This window comes from Curtobacterium sp. MCSS17_016 (assembly GCF_003234255.2).
GTDB lineage: Bacteria > Actinomycetota > Actinomycetes > Actinomycetales > Microbacteriaceae > Curtobacterium > Curtobacterium flaccumfaciens.
Map to the genome: position 1 here is coordinate 127,641 of NZ_CP126255.1, position 12,255 is coordinate 139,895.

Annotated in this window: 18 protein-coding genes; 10 read left to right on the forward strand and 8 right to left on the reverse strand. The window is 67.5% G+C overall.

All coding sequences use genetic code 11. The features are described from left to right. Positions 1–162: 162 nt before the first annotated feature. From DEJ19_RS19110 to DEJ19_RS19145, 8 genes are all read right to left on the reverse strand, one after another. Positions 163–630, reverse strand: coding sequence for a hypothetical protein (locus DEJ19_RS19110; RefSeq protein ID WP_111232190.1), 468 nt, complete (start codon positions 628–630; stop codon positions 163–165). Between the two features lie 158 nt (positions 631–788). Then, complete coding sequence (locus DEJ19_RS19115) at positions 789–1,022, reverse strand: hypothetical protein (protein ID WP_111232189.1); 234 nt, start codon at positions 1,020–1,022, stop codon at positions 789–791. Between the two features lie 55 nt (positions 1,023–1,077). Further along, on the reverse strand, positions 1,078–1,536 hold the full coding sequence (locus tag DEJ19_RS19120) for a hypothetical protein (protein ID WP_111232188.1): 459 nt from the start codon (positions 1,534–1,536) through the stop codon (positions 1,078–1,080). A gap of 260 nt (positions 1,537–1,796) precedes the next feature. Beyond that, the gene (locus DEJ19_RS19125; RefSeq protein WP_111232187.1) at positions 1,797–2,765 is read right to left on the reverse strand and encodes a hypothetical protein; all 969 of its coding nucleotides are present in this window, start codon (positions 2,763–2,765) and stop codon (positions 1,797–1,799) included. A 43-nt stretch (positions 2,766–2,808) separates the two neighbouring features. Further along, positions 2,809–3,192 carry a hypothetical protein gene (locus DEJ19_RS19130; RefSeq protein ID WP_111232186.1) on the reverse strand — a complete coding sequence of 128 codons (384 nt, stop codon included), beginning with the start codon at positions 3,190–3,192 and terminating at the stop codon, positions 2,809–2,811. 44 nt (positions 3,193–3,236) lie between these two features. Then, on the reverse strand, positions 3,237–3,560 hold the full coding sequence (locus DEJ19_RS19135) for a hypothetical protein (protein ID WP_146250543.1): 324 nt from the start codon (positions 3,558–3,560) through the stop codon (positions 3,237–3,239). Positions 3,561–3,611: 51 nt separating this feature from the next. Then, a complete protein-coding gene (locus DEJ19_RS19140) occupies positions 3,612–3,869 on the reverse strand; it encodes a hypothetical protein (protein WP_111232184.1) in 258 nt (85 codons plus the stop codon). A 61-nt stretch (positions 3,870–3,930) separates the two neighbouring features. After that, entirely contained in the window at positions 3,931–5,256 is a 1,326-nt protein-coding gene (locus DEJ19_RS19145) for a zinc-ribbon domain-containing protein (protein WP_111232183.1), read from the reverse strand. Positions 5,257–5,480: 224 nt separating this feature from the next. Between DEJ19_RS19145 and DEJ19_RS19150 the strand changes: the two genes are divergently transcribed. The 10 genes from DEJ19_RS19150 (at position 5,481) to DEJ19_RS19195 (ending at position 12,228) form a co-directional block, all read left to right on the forward strand. Continuing rightward, the gene (locus DEJ19_RS19150; RefSeq protein WP_111232182.1) at positions 5,481–5,909 is read left to right on the forward strand and encodes a hypothetical protein; all 429 of its coding nucleotides are present in this window, start codon (positions 5,481–5,483) and stop codon (positions 5,907–5,909) included. Positions 5,910–6,056: 147 nt separating this feature from the next. After that, on the forward strand, positions 6,057–6,587 hold the full coding sequence (locus DEJ19_RS19155) for a hypothetical protein (protein ID WP_111232181.1): 531 nt from the start codon (positions 6,057–6,059) through the stop codon (positions 6,585–6,587). Between the two features lie 39 nt (positions 6,588–6,626). Next, entirely contained in the window at positions 6,627–7,127 is a 501-nt protein-coding gene (locus DEJ19_RS19160; protein WP_111232180.1) for a hypothetical protein, read from the forward strand. A 72-nt stretch (positions 7,128–7,199) separates the two neighbouring features. Next, complete coding sequence (locus DEJ19_RS19165) at positions 7,200–7,661, forward strand: hypothetical protein (RefSeq protein ID WP_146250541.1); 462 nt, start codon at positions 7,200–7,202, stop codon at positions 7,659–7,661. 43 nt (positions 7,662–7,704) lie between these two features. Beyond that, the gene (locus DEJ19_RS19170) at positions 7,705–8,247 is read left to right on the forward strand and encodes a hypothetical protein (protein ID WP_111232178.1); all 543 of its coding nucleotides are present in this window, start codon (positions 7,705–7,707) and stop codon (positions 8,245–8,247) included. Between the two features lie 71 nt (positions 8,248–8,318). After that, positions 8,319–8,789, forward strand: a complete 471-nt coding sequence (locus tag DEJ19_RS19175; RefSeq protein ID WP_146250539.1) for a hypothetical protein — start codon at positions 8,319–8,321, stop codon at positions 8,787–8,789. Continuing rightward, entirely contained in the window at positions 8,789–9,613 is an 825-nt protein-coding gene (locus DEJ19_RS19180) for a M23 family metallopeptidase (RefSeq protein ID WP_111232176.1), read from the forward strand. Before DEJ19_RS19175 ends, DEJ19_RS19180 begins: the two co-directional genes overlap by 1 nt. A 40-nt stretch (positions 9,614–9,653) precedes the next feature. Further along, positions 9,654–9,932: a hypothetical protein gene (locus DEJ19_RS19185; protein WP_111232175.1), complete on the forward strand. Its 279-nt coding sequence runs from the start codon at positions 9,654–9,656 to the stop codon at positions 9,930–9,932. Between the two features lie 66 nt (positions 9,933–9,998). After that, a complete protein-coding gene (locus DEJ19_RS19190) occupies positions 9,999–10,931 on the forward strand; it encodes a hypothetical protein (RefSeq protein WP_181441441.1) in 933 nt (310 codons plus the stop codon). Next, positions 10,921–12,228, forward strand: a complete 1,308-nt coding sequence (locus DEJ19_RS19195; protein WP_111232173.1) for a hypothetical protein — start codon at positions 10,921–10,923, stop codon at positions 12,226–12,228. The genes DEJ19_RS19190 and DEJ19_RS19195 overlap by 11 nt, the downstream gene beginning before the upstream one ends. Positions 12,229–12,255 lie beyond the last annotated feature (27 nt).

A 12,255-nucleotide genomic window follows, 5' to 3' on the forward strand; every position in this document is an offset into this window, starting at 1 on the left:
GACCGTCCGCGGGATGACAGCGGCGGGTCGTTCTGGTTCCGGGAACACACCGTGGCTCCGGTTCGCCAGCACCGGCGGTCTACAGCGCCGACGGGGTCGGCTGCGTTTGGGGCGACTTTGGGGAGAGTGACAAATTTGCACCTACCCCAAAGTCGGCTCAAACTACGGCCGGAGGAGCGGGTGGCGGGCCATCATCACCAGCCCGGTGAGCGCCGACGCCCCGCCGAGCACGGCCCCGCCGACGAGAATCCCCCAGCCCGCGTCATGGTTCGGTGTTGAGGTCGTCGGGCAGTGGATGGCGCTGTCGAAATAGGGCTTCGGCCGGCACGGACCGTCGCTGACTGTCGTCGTGTGCGCCGCCGCAGCACCGCTTGCAGCGATGAAGACGAACAGGCCGATGATGAGCAGCAGAAACCCACCGCCGAGCATCGCCTTCCGCTGAGCGGCAGGATCCGGCAGTGCCAGTCCGTCGCCGTGCTCCGCATGCCAGGACTCGTAGAACGTGCGAAGCCGGCCGTCATCGGCGAGGACGGCGGCAGCGGTGTCGTCATTGAGGAACCAGCCGAGGCGGCGGCGACCGTCTTCGTTCGCGAACGTCTCCCGGAACTGCTCGAACCCCTCACCGTGCACGGGGACGAGCGTATCGCTGCCGATGGGCCGAATGACTCTCGGCTCGGCTATGCCGATCGAGGAGTCGTGTCAGACGACTCGAGCTGACTGGTGACGCTGGTCACGCTGGTGAGGAGAACCCTCTCGAGGGGTCGAATCCCCGCAAGGGCTGCTGTGTCCTATGAGCGGCGGGGCAGGGTGAGTGCGGCGAGGGCGGCGGCGGTGAGGCCTGCCAGGATGAGCGCCGCGGCGCCTGCCGTTCCCCATCCGTCCATCGCGTTGGGGTGGCCGGTGAGCACGACGTGCGTAGCGATGAGTGCGCCGATGGTGACGCCAAGGATGGCGATGGCGAGCGCCGCGGCGACGTATCGGTTGACGGTGGGGCGCCTGCGCGTCGGACGGTTGGTCGTCATGGTCTGCTCCCCCAGGGTTCTGCTTCGACGTTCGGCGTGGACAGATGCGGCCGAGCTACGCGGCCGGGGTGTTGAACGCGTCGGCCAGCGCTTGAGCGTCCTCAGCAGTGAGGGCCCAGGCGACATCGGTGTCAAGTGCCCACCATGCCTGGGTGGGGCGGGAGTACTCGTCGCCGCGGAACACCTGCGGGAAGCGGCTCGGGGCGGTGGCACGGAACGGGCGAAGGAAGTCGCCGCCAGCTGCCCAGGCAAGGAACTTGTCCCACTGCTCGTCGCCGGTGGCGGGGTGCGCCACAAAGTAGACGTCGCGCGTGACACCGTCGACGGTCAGCGGGCGGACGGTCACCTCGACGCGGTGTGCGCGGATGCGCTTCAAGGACCGGAAACTCTCCCCGTTTTCGAACTCCGCAGAGCCCATGTAGTCGAGGGCCCATGTCTTGTCGAAGCCGGTCTTGTGCTCGGCAAGCATCGGCTCCTGGCGGGCCAACCGCTGGATGAGGGAGAAGTCCGACATGAGGTAATCCTTCCGCAGGGAGGTGAGGTCTACATCACCTATGCGCGGAGGATGTCACTGTTGTGCGGAGACGAGAAGACCCCGACGCTTGGGGGGAAGCGCCGGGGTCAGCCGCCGGTGCCGTTGGGGGGAACCGCACCGGGGCGACTCCCATCTTACGTGCGGCCGCCGCGGAGTGAGACACACCTGTCGTCTGTTCGCCCTCCGCGCACAAGCCGCGGCCGACAGCCGCGCGACCGCCGCCAGCCGCCAGCCGCGCGTCAGTAGAGCATGAACTGGCCGTCGTGGCTGAAGGTGAACGTCTTCCCCGTTCGTGGGGAGACGAACTCGAAGAACGAGTTGTAGTTGTCAGCGTCGTACGCGAGTTCGGACGCTGATGCTGCCGGCGCGACGTTGGCGAGGTTGACGGTGATGGTCACGGTGCGCTGTGCGCTCAACGCCGTGCCGGCCGCCACGATGTCCACGCGCATCCCGGTGGCGTTCAGGTCCTGAGTTGCGTAGTTGTGATCGAGGTAGTGGGCGCTGTACTTCCCGGTGTCCGTCATGCGGTTGCTGACCACTGAGTCGCCAGCGAGGTTGAGGTTCGCAGCGACAGCCCATTGGCAGAGGGCGGATCCGGTGAGGTTCACGCGGATGGTCAATGTCGATGCGGTGGCCGCGATGACTGCGCCGGCGTATTGGTCCGTGTACACCTGCGCCGTGTACGTGTCGTACGGCAGCGGCGGGCATTCCACTGCTGCGTTGTACGGCGCTGGGGAGCTCGGGTCAGTGAGACCCGCGGCGTAGGCGGAGGCGGGGATGCTGCCGGTGAAGATCGTCGATTGCTTGCTGGAGCGGAAGAACTTCGCGCCGGTGCTGGAGGTGGCGGCGGCGACCCAGCCGTCGGTGTTGGCGTTGACGTTGATGGCGACGCCCGGGGTGGTGGTGAAGCCGACCTTCGACTTGTCGAGTCGGTCGCCGTTGAGGTTCGTGTCACCGGAGACAACGCCGGCCGCGGTGATCCCCCATGCGAGGTAGGAAGATCCGTCGGCTTGCGTCGCGGCTTCTGCTGTTGCGATGAGGGCGAGGTCGTTCTTCGCATTCGCGTTCTTCGCGTTTGCGATGACGCCGGAGACGGTGAATGAACCGCCGACGAGGAGGACGAGCGACACCGCGATGGCGGCGATGACGAGGATCGGGTCCGTTGCGCCGCGGTCAGACTGGCGGCGGCGGAAGGGAAAGAGGCGCACGCTTCCGCAGATGCGGCGGAGAGCCCCGTCTGCCGGCCGGACGCTACCCCTCGATCTGTTCGAGGAGGCGGCGAAGGTCGAGGACGGTGAGCTGCGCCCCGCCGGTCTCCCCGGGCAGCGGCACGAGGGCGTGGTCGCCGAGGCGGGTGGCCTCGTGGAGCCAGACGCGCAGGTTCCCGACCGGGTCGGAGCCGACGTCGGTGGTGTCAGGGAACAGTGCGAGGAGCCTCGCCGCTGCGTCCGGGATGAACGTCGGCAGGAGGACGCCCGCATTGTCGAGCGCACGTTCGAGGCTCTCCCGGGTGAGGCCCGGCATGCCGAGGCCTGCAGCGACAGCGGCCTGTGCTGCGGCCTTCGCCTCGGCGAGGGCACAACCGGTGGCGATGCGGATCTGTTTGACGATGGGGACAAGGCTGACGTCGGGCATGGTCGGGCTCCTTCGGTGGGGTGAGACACCGTCCCTATGCGCGGTCAGCGGGAGACGGCTGCCGTCCACCGCTTCAGGAGGCGGCGGAAGCCGGTGTCACGCCACCAGGCGGGGTCCACACGCCCGGACGACATCCCACCATGCGCGAACCGTTCCACGAAGACTGGCGCTTCCGCGTCGGCGAGCTCGACGCCGGTCTCCGCGGCGAACGCCTCCTCGAGCAGTGCCATCATCGCGGTGACGTCAGTCGGCAGCGGAACGTCTTCGAGGCGGTCCCGCATCGCCCGCCACAGCCACGGGTCGCCGCGAAGACCCCACTGCTGGGGTTCGTCGAGGAACAGGTGCGCAACCGTCATCGGATGAGCCATGCACCGCAGGGTACGCATGCACTGCGTGTGCGCGGCATCGCGGCTGATGGTTCACAGGCCCGTGAGACTGCCGGGGAGGATGAGGGCGAGGTTGTCGTCGAGGCGGATCACGTCGTTGTCGAGGAGCTGCCAGATGGCTTCCCGAACGGTGCGTTCGGTCGTGTCCGGGTGCGTAATGAGCAGTGCCGGCAGCAGGCTCGGCTTGACCGGCGCGTGTTCGATGACGGCGGCGTGCACGGCGGTGAGGAGACGGGAAGCGGCGTCGAGCTCCGCCTGTTCTGCAGCGATTCCAGCAGCGGTGACGGGCAAGGCGATGTTCCTGTTCCACGACGTGAGCCGCCGACGCGAAAGCGGCGTCGGCCAGCAGTGGCTATGCGGCGAGCACGCAGTCGGCCTCTCGCTCCAGCGTTGCAACCCGGCTGGCTTCGGCGGCGATGCGGCTGATGATTTCGAACTCGGACAGCTCCGTCGCAGCGATGGTCTCCGTGTGGCCTCGGAGGCCGCTCATGTCGGCGGCGGCAAGCCACACCGGCAGGTTCAGGTCGTCCCGCCACCAGGTGTGGACAGCCTTCTCGACGGAACGGGCTGCAGCCCCGGTGGCGAACTGGCGGCTGTGGACGACTGTCCAACCAGCACGGACGAACTTCGACAGGCGTCCTGAGCCTTCCCCGGCGATACCGACCTTGTGCGCGTCAAGGTCCGGGTGGTGCAGGAAGTAGACGACAGCCGGGGCTGCCGCGTTGAAGCCGTACTCGGCGCAGGTGGGGCAGCCGCCGACGGGTGTCTTCGCACGGTCGTTCACCCGTGTCGGCCACTCGTACCCGCAAGCACTGCACACCCAGTTGACCCGGTTCCGTGCCCCTGGCTTCACCATTGACGGCATCAGGTCGCCGTTCTTCGTCGGGTGCCACTCCTTCGCCAGATTGGGGAAGAGGTCCTGCAGCGACTCCCCTGCTTTCGGTGTGGACCGGCTCGCGCCGATGCGCAGTTTCGCGCATTCGGAGCATCCGCTGCCTCGGGGGCGGGTGCGGCTGCCGACAACGCTGGGCCACTCGTGGCCGCAGACGTGGCACCGCCACTCCGCCCGGAACACCGAACCGACGTTGACTGCCCAGGGGGTGACGTCGCCGTTCTTCGTTGGGTGCCAGTCAGCGGCGACATCGGGGCGGAGGTCAGCAAGGGACTCACCGGGAGCTGGTGTGGCTTGCTTTCGTGCTCGGTCCTTCTCAGCACATTTCGAGCACCCGGTTCCTCGAGTGCGGTTGTTCACCGGCGCCGGCCACTCGTGAGAGCAGGTGCCGCACAACCAAACAACCTCGGTCCCTGCTGCCGGCTTCACATCCTGCGGGCGGAGGTCACCGTTGCGGCTGGGGTGCCACTCCGCGGCGACGTCAGGGTAGACGTCGGCGAGGGACTTCCCCGGGGTCGGTGTGGACCGTGCTCTGCCGATTTTGACGCTGGCGCAGGGCCTGCATCCTCGGCCGATGGAGCGGGCTGAGACTGTGGTCGGCCATTCGTGACCGCACTTGGCGCACCGCCATGCGGCGTAGAAGCCTGACCCTGACGAGACATCTCCCGGGCCAACATCACCGTTTTTCGTCGGGTGCCAATCTGCCGCGATGTCGGGGTGCAGTTCGAGCAGTGAGCGGCCTGGTGCTGGTTTCCGCGGGCGGGGTGCTTTTCGGTTCGTTCCCATGCCGGCGCCTATGCCGGCTGTGCCTCGCGTGCGGGGAGCTCACGCTGTGGTGGGGCTTCCTACGTCACGTCATGCGGTCTGCTGCTGTCAGTTCTCAAGAGAGGTGAGACTGGGTGAGGGAGTCCCGGTGACGCTGACGCGCCGCCTGACGCTGCAGAGTGCAGAGCGCGGCGAGGGATGTAGCGGCGCCCCGCTGCCGGAACGGCCCGCGCATAGGCCGGAACATGACCACGAACACGGCTGACCGTCAGCACAGCGCGAACATCCTCACTGTCGAACTGCTTCCCGGGGTGCTTTTCCTCACCCTCGACGCCCTCGCGTGGGGTGCCGGCGCGCTCGGGTGGGAAGCCGCTGCGCTCGCCCTGCTGTTTGGGGCGTTTGGGCTCCTCCCGACGCTGCTGGTCGGCGCCGCGTTCGCGTACCTGTTCAAGGTCGCGGCGGCAGCAGCCGCACCGCAGACCCCACTGCTGCTCACCCTCTCCTGGGTCCGGGCGTGCACCATCGCCGGCGGATACGCCCTGGTCGGGTTGATGCTGGCATCGACGGAACTCATCTCGAAGCCACTCGCCGCGGTCTCCCACTGCGCCCTCATCGTCGGCTGCATCACGCACATCGTCGCGGTGCTCCTCGACCGCAGGGCTGCCCGCGCATAGGCGCAAGCCGCCCGTCAGGCGGGAACATGGGTGGAGGCTCTCCTCCCCGGAGTCGAGTACGTCGAACCTGTCGGCCGCTGACCGTTCGGCCGCATCGGCACGAGTGACCGTGCTGTCCGGTACCGTCGTCGGCTGGAGGGGGAAACGATGAGCGACAGCATCAACTCGTGGGGTGGCACAGCGACGAAGACGGCGGCGAAGCCGTTGTTCGTCGCACGGCGTCCGCGATGGCAGGTTCTGATGTGGCAAGTCATGGGGTGGGGATTCATCGCCACAGCTGTCATCGGCGGTCTCTCCGATGTCCTGTCCGGGGAGCCCGACGGGTGGGCGAGCTTCGGGTTCTTCCTGTTCTTCTTCGGTGGTACTGGGCTGCTGTGCCTGCTGCTCGCAGCAGCACTCGACGGCTCCCGGGTTCATGGGTACGACCAGCACCTCGACGTGCGTGTCGGCCTCGGGAAGTTCCGTCGCGTCAACGCGGACGACATCGCCGTGCTCAGATTCGGTTCGCAATCCAACGGCGGGCCGACGTTCTACAGCCTCACCGGCTGGAACGAACGGCGGAAGAAGCTGTTCATGGTCTTCACCGGGTACCGCGGGTACCAGGAGTTCACCGCGTGGCTCGCTGAACGCCGGCCCGAGCAGTGGGCCGACTGCGAATCCCTCGGGTTCCCCCGGTAGCAGCCCGCCCGTCGTGCTGCGCCCGGCATAGGACGCCGCATGACCCGAGACATCACGACGCCGACTGTCACCATCCGCGAGCTCCGCCGAGCGCAGAGCGAGGTGGATAACATCACCTGGCGGATCCGCAGCAACCGTGCCGACTACCTCGACGCTCGCCTCACCGTGCAGCGGTCCTGGCTCCGCCGAACCCGCAGCTCCCTCGTCGTCCTCGCCGCCGTCGGGACCGCACTGGCCATCGGGCTCCACCTCGTGCACGTCCACGGCTGGACCGATGACACTGCCGGCGCAGTCATCCTGCCGTCCCTCGTCGGCGCCGGCGCCCTCATCGCGTTCGGCACGCAGCTCTCCGCTCGCGCTGACGCCCGTATCGACGCGGCATACGCGTACAAGCGCCTCCGTGAACTGCGCGGTGAACTCCCCGCAGCGACTGCTCGTCGCGACTGGGCGGCGCGTTGGCATGAGCTCGTGTCGAACACGACCCCCGAGCAGATGGCTGCAGGCGGCATCGTCGTCCTCGACAAGAACGTGGTCCGGTGACGTCTCGCCTGCTGGCGGTGCTCGCCATCGAAGACATCGAGCAGCTCAGCCACTCCGCGGATAGGGCTCGTCGTGAACGCCACCGCTGAGTACCAGTCCATCCTTCGCCACGCGTCGGACGTTGAAGCTCTTCGGGTGCGGCAACGAGACGCCGTCGAAGCCGCCGGCAACGCAGCACATGACCTTCACGCCGTGCAGGGTCAGCTCCGGACGTGGTCCACCGTGCAGGCGATGACACCGTTCACCGCGGTGGGAGCAGCGATCGCTGCGGTCATCATCGGCCTGCTGCTGACGTCCGTCCTTCCCGGCGGAACACTGCACGTCGGCGCGCTCACCCTCCTCGCCATCGGCGGACCCATCACAGTTGGCGCCGTCGTGTTCCAGGTCGCATCCGCCCGCGTGGCACGGCTGCGGCACGAGACGATGAACGCCCGGTCCGCGGTGAACCTCAGTGACATCGCGGTCCGCGACGCGGAGAAGCGTCTCGAGGACGCCACCGACGGCTACTGGGCGAGGAAGCGACCCACCAACTGACACGAGTACCCAGCCAGTGACGTCGTCCTAGCACAGAGACATCATGTTCTTCTCCCCGCGTGCTCGTGCTCACCGTCGGAACCAAGCAGCGATCGTCCGCACCCGCCGGCACACCATCCGCAACGCAGGGGCGGACCTGGACGCGGCCCGACGCGACGTACGAGCGGCACGGCAGCGGCTGCTGTCTGCGTCCACCGCAGAACACGTCGCCCGCGCACAGCACACTGCAGCCCTCGCCGACCGGGCAGCATCCCGCGCCGTACGCCTTTCCGTGCTGTTCCCCCTCATGCTGCTCGTCGTCGCGCATCTTCCTTTCGCGCTCCTCGCCCTGATCGGGGCTGACACCCTGACCCGGCAGTACTGGCTCGTCGTCGGCCCGTCCGTCGGCCTCATCGCAGTCGTCACCGCCGGGCTCATCGTCGACGCACAGCGGACGCTCCGCAGCCGTCGCCGGACTATCCGCAAGCACCTCGTTGAGCTGCACGAAGCGTCCGAGGCCCGACGGGCAGCAGCGGCCGCCATCCGCGACGCGGAGGCAGCCTTCGACAACGCTGCATCTCGCCTCAAGGCTGCGAAACAGCGCTGAAACGAGTGGTCCGCCACCGTCCCACGGGAACCGTCGACGGCCGGTCGGAGCGTCGCAGCACAGAAGAAGGCATGCACTCCGACATGAACGTGAACCTCCGCGCCGCCCGCGGCCTCGTCACCACCGCGCACGCCACCCGCGACGAGCAGCAGAGCGCCCTGGCGTCCCTCGACCGCGACATCACCCGGCAGGGCCACTCCATCCGCCGAGCCCGCCACGCGAAGCGGTTCATCCCCGGGGTGTTCGCCGTCGCAACCATGACCACCATCGCCGCGATCCTCTGGACCCTCGACCGAAACGGACAGCTGACCGTCACCGGCACGTGGCAAGCACTCATCGCGCTCGGCTGCGTCGGTGCCCCCTGCATCGCCGGGTTCCTCACCGCTGAGGTCCTCGAACTGCGGCACACCGCCGCGGAGAGCCACCTCGAGCACCTCCTGACGAAGCGTGACAGCCTTCAGCACCTGCTCACGCGGATGAATCTCACCGTCGCCGAGTCGGAACACGTTCTCGCCCAGCATGAGCGGGGAACCGCCTCGTGATGATGCTCCGGTTCCCCCGCCTTCGCCACGCCGGCGTGCTCGCAGGAGTCGCCGGCCTCGTCGTCACCATGGGATCCCCCATCACGGCCGCGAGCGCTGCACCGTTCCGCTACCCAGACGACTACGTCGCGTCAGCGGGCACCTCCACCGACGCTTGGGTGCGCATCACGCGCTCCACCCAGCAGCTGACCGTCGGAGACGTACGTCCGGTCACGACAGCGCGCGACAACTACGACGTGACCACCCCCAAGCCGACACCGACCGCGTCCGCAACACCGGCGCCATCAGCAACCGCGTCGCCGTCAACGACGAGCACGACCACGCCGACCCGGACCGCAGTGAACGTCGCCGGCGCCGGCGAAGACGGGAAGACCTACGAGTACGACGCTGCATCCCCCGGCCCCATCGGCTGGCCCTTCCCAGAAGGGGCTCCCATCTCGTCATCGTTCGGAGCCCGACAGGTCACGAACTGCTCCTTCTGCTCCACCTTCCACGACGGCATCGACTTCGCCCCCGAGTACGGCACGCCCATCCACGCAATCGCCGCCGGAAAGGTCACCGTCGCCGGCACCTACTACGGGTACGGCCAAGCCGTCGTCATCGAATCAGACATCGACGGCATGCAGTTCGAGACGGTGTACGGCCACATCGCCACCGGCACCATCGACGTGCACGTCGGCGACAAGGTCGAGTTCGGCGAGACCTTCGCAGAAGTCGGCTCCACCGGAAACTCCACCGGCCCGCACCTACACCTCGGCATCTCCGTCCACGGACAATGGGTCGACCCGCTGAAATGGCTCAACGAGCACGCCGGGAAGGGCTGACCTCTCCCGCTCGCATCAGCGTCGACGCATAGGCCTCGGCGTGCACCGCAACACCATCGACGTCATCCAGGACGCATCCGCAGACCGCAGCTACTACCGGCAGCGTCGCATCGTGGTGACCATCGCTCTCGGCATCATCGCCGTCTCGGCGGCGGTTCTCGGCTTCGTCATCGATGACCCTGCGCTGCTCGGGAAGCTGTTCCGGTACGTCGCCGGCGGTGTGCTCTTCCTCGCGATCGCGAACGTCATCACCACCACTCTCGACCTGCGCAACATCCAGCAGGTCATCGACGATGCGGAAGCCGGCGGACTCCACTGACACGCAACGCGGCAACGCGGCAACGCACAGCCGATAGAGTCTCAACACGTCGACCAGGGGGCACAGATGCCGGCACCGAAGCGAGCACGCTTCCACATCGGACCAACGGGGCCGGAAGCCTGCCCGTCCGGCTGTCCTCGGGGGTGGGACGACGGGCAACACTTCCGTTCTCACCTCGCCGCCCAAGAAGCGTTCGAAGCGGATCCGTCCGCCTTCCCACCCATCTTCCCAGTGGAAGCACCCCCACGAGAGCAGCGAACCTGGGAGGACATCCTCGCGGACACGGAGCAGTTCGAGTCGTCGGTCCGTCGCTACCTCCTCACTGAGCTCTACGAGGGCGAGCGCACCACCCAGACCATGATCGCTTCCGTCCGTCCGGACCTGGCGTTCGATCACGTCGTGGAACAGCTGACCACCGTCGACCCTGCGGACCTGCAACGTCTCGCCGAATCACGTCAGCGTCTCGCTGAGAAGGTACGAGACGGCACTGATTGGCAGTTCGTAGCCGACACGATCACGTCGCTCCGCGACCTATCGCAGCGATACCGCTCGAAGGCCACCTTCGACGCCTTCTCCCGCTGGTATGAGGAGCACGCGGTCGGCGAGCCCGAAGTTCTCGCTGAGCTGCACCGGCGAGCCCTTCGCATGGTGCACCGGTCCAGCTTCCTGAGGGCACTGGTCGGGGGCGCGCGAGTACCTGACGTCGCGGCCCGCGCATGGGAGCAGCGGTGGGCTGCCGGCAACCCGCACAAGTGGTCCCGCGAAGGCGTCCTTCATCAGATCCGAGGCGTCGAACAGCAGCTGGAACGACTGGCACGTCATGCCGTCCCAGACCAGGTAGCGAACGAGTTGGGGTTCCCGGATGCTGCGGCTGCGTTCGACGACTTGCAGGGTCGCCGTCGGCGGCTGATGTTGACCGTTGCGCAGCGCGGCCGAGCAGTGTTCGACGTCGCCGACGGCGTCGCGAAGGAAACGGGAGTCTTCGACGATGCGAAGTGACAACGTGTTCACCCTCGACGGTGACACGGCGATGCGGGTCGTCGAAGCGCCGAGGTGGGGTGCCGCGTTCGCGGACGCCCTCGACGAACATGTCGCGCAGCACGGCGTGCCGCAGCAGATCTCGTTCTTCGCCACATGGCAGTCGGACCCGGACGGTTCCACCTTCGAGCAGCACCGCCGCCCCGCAAAGCTGGTGCTCCAGTCCGTGCCGCGGTACGACGACGACCTCGGCCGGTGGACGAACATCCATCGCCTGGGCTGGTGGGACCCGGAGGACAAGGCGCTCGATGACCTGTTCCAGACAGTCATCGACGGACGTGCTGGTCGCACCGACCAGCTGTGGGCACGGATCCCTGGGTCGGCGAAGTACGAAGCAGCGTTCGTGCACATCATCCCGGAACGGCACCCCACCAGTGACCTGCGGTTCAGTGACATGAGCGACCGGCACCGCCGGTCCGTCGAGAATGCGCAGGCCAATCAGCAGGTGCTTGACCTCGACCGGGGGAACCAACTTGATGGCCGGGCCATCAGTCAGGCGCTCCGCAACTCAAATCTCGGCGGACGGCCGAACCGTTTGGGGCTGAACGTCGGAGAGCTCATCACCGCGATGGAGAGCACCCTCCTCGGCCCCGTCCTCACCTACCCGCGCGGCATTGCGTTCTTCAGCCTCGACGAAGACCGGCGCCCCGTCGTCGATGAGAACCTGACCACGACCTACGTTCGCGGCTATCACCTCGTCCAGCTCGGCACGGATGCGTACCGGTGGTGGACCGGTACGTGGCACGGTGACGCAGACAGCGACGGCAACGAGTTCGGGTCACAAGCGCGGTTCAACCGCATTGCCGATGAGGACACCACGAAGCCCGTCCCCATCGACGCACCGATGACGTTCTGGACAACGAACACCCCCGACGCTGCCCGCATCGAAGTCGGGTTGCATGCCAGGAGCCGACAGTTCGGACCGCACCACGTACGGGTGTTCCAGCCGGAGAACCCGAATCTCATCGAAGCGCAGTGGCCGGCGCCGTCCGCCGCTGACGCTGCAGCGATCGTCCGCACACTGCTCACCGACCGGTACGGTGCGGACGAGCACTGGCCGGAGTACCTCACCCGTGAAGCGCGGATCCTCGACGGCATCCTCCGCTCCCACGGCGCGATGACCATGTCCGCGACGAGCCTCGCCGACCGATTCCGCCGGTACGGCGTCGCGACCATCACCAGCGTGCGGCGTGCCGCGGACGCCGCACGTAGAGAGGATGAGGCGCACCCCATCCGGGCGCTGTTCAAACGTCGGTAGCCCCTCGCGCTGGGATCCGCGCATAGG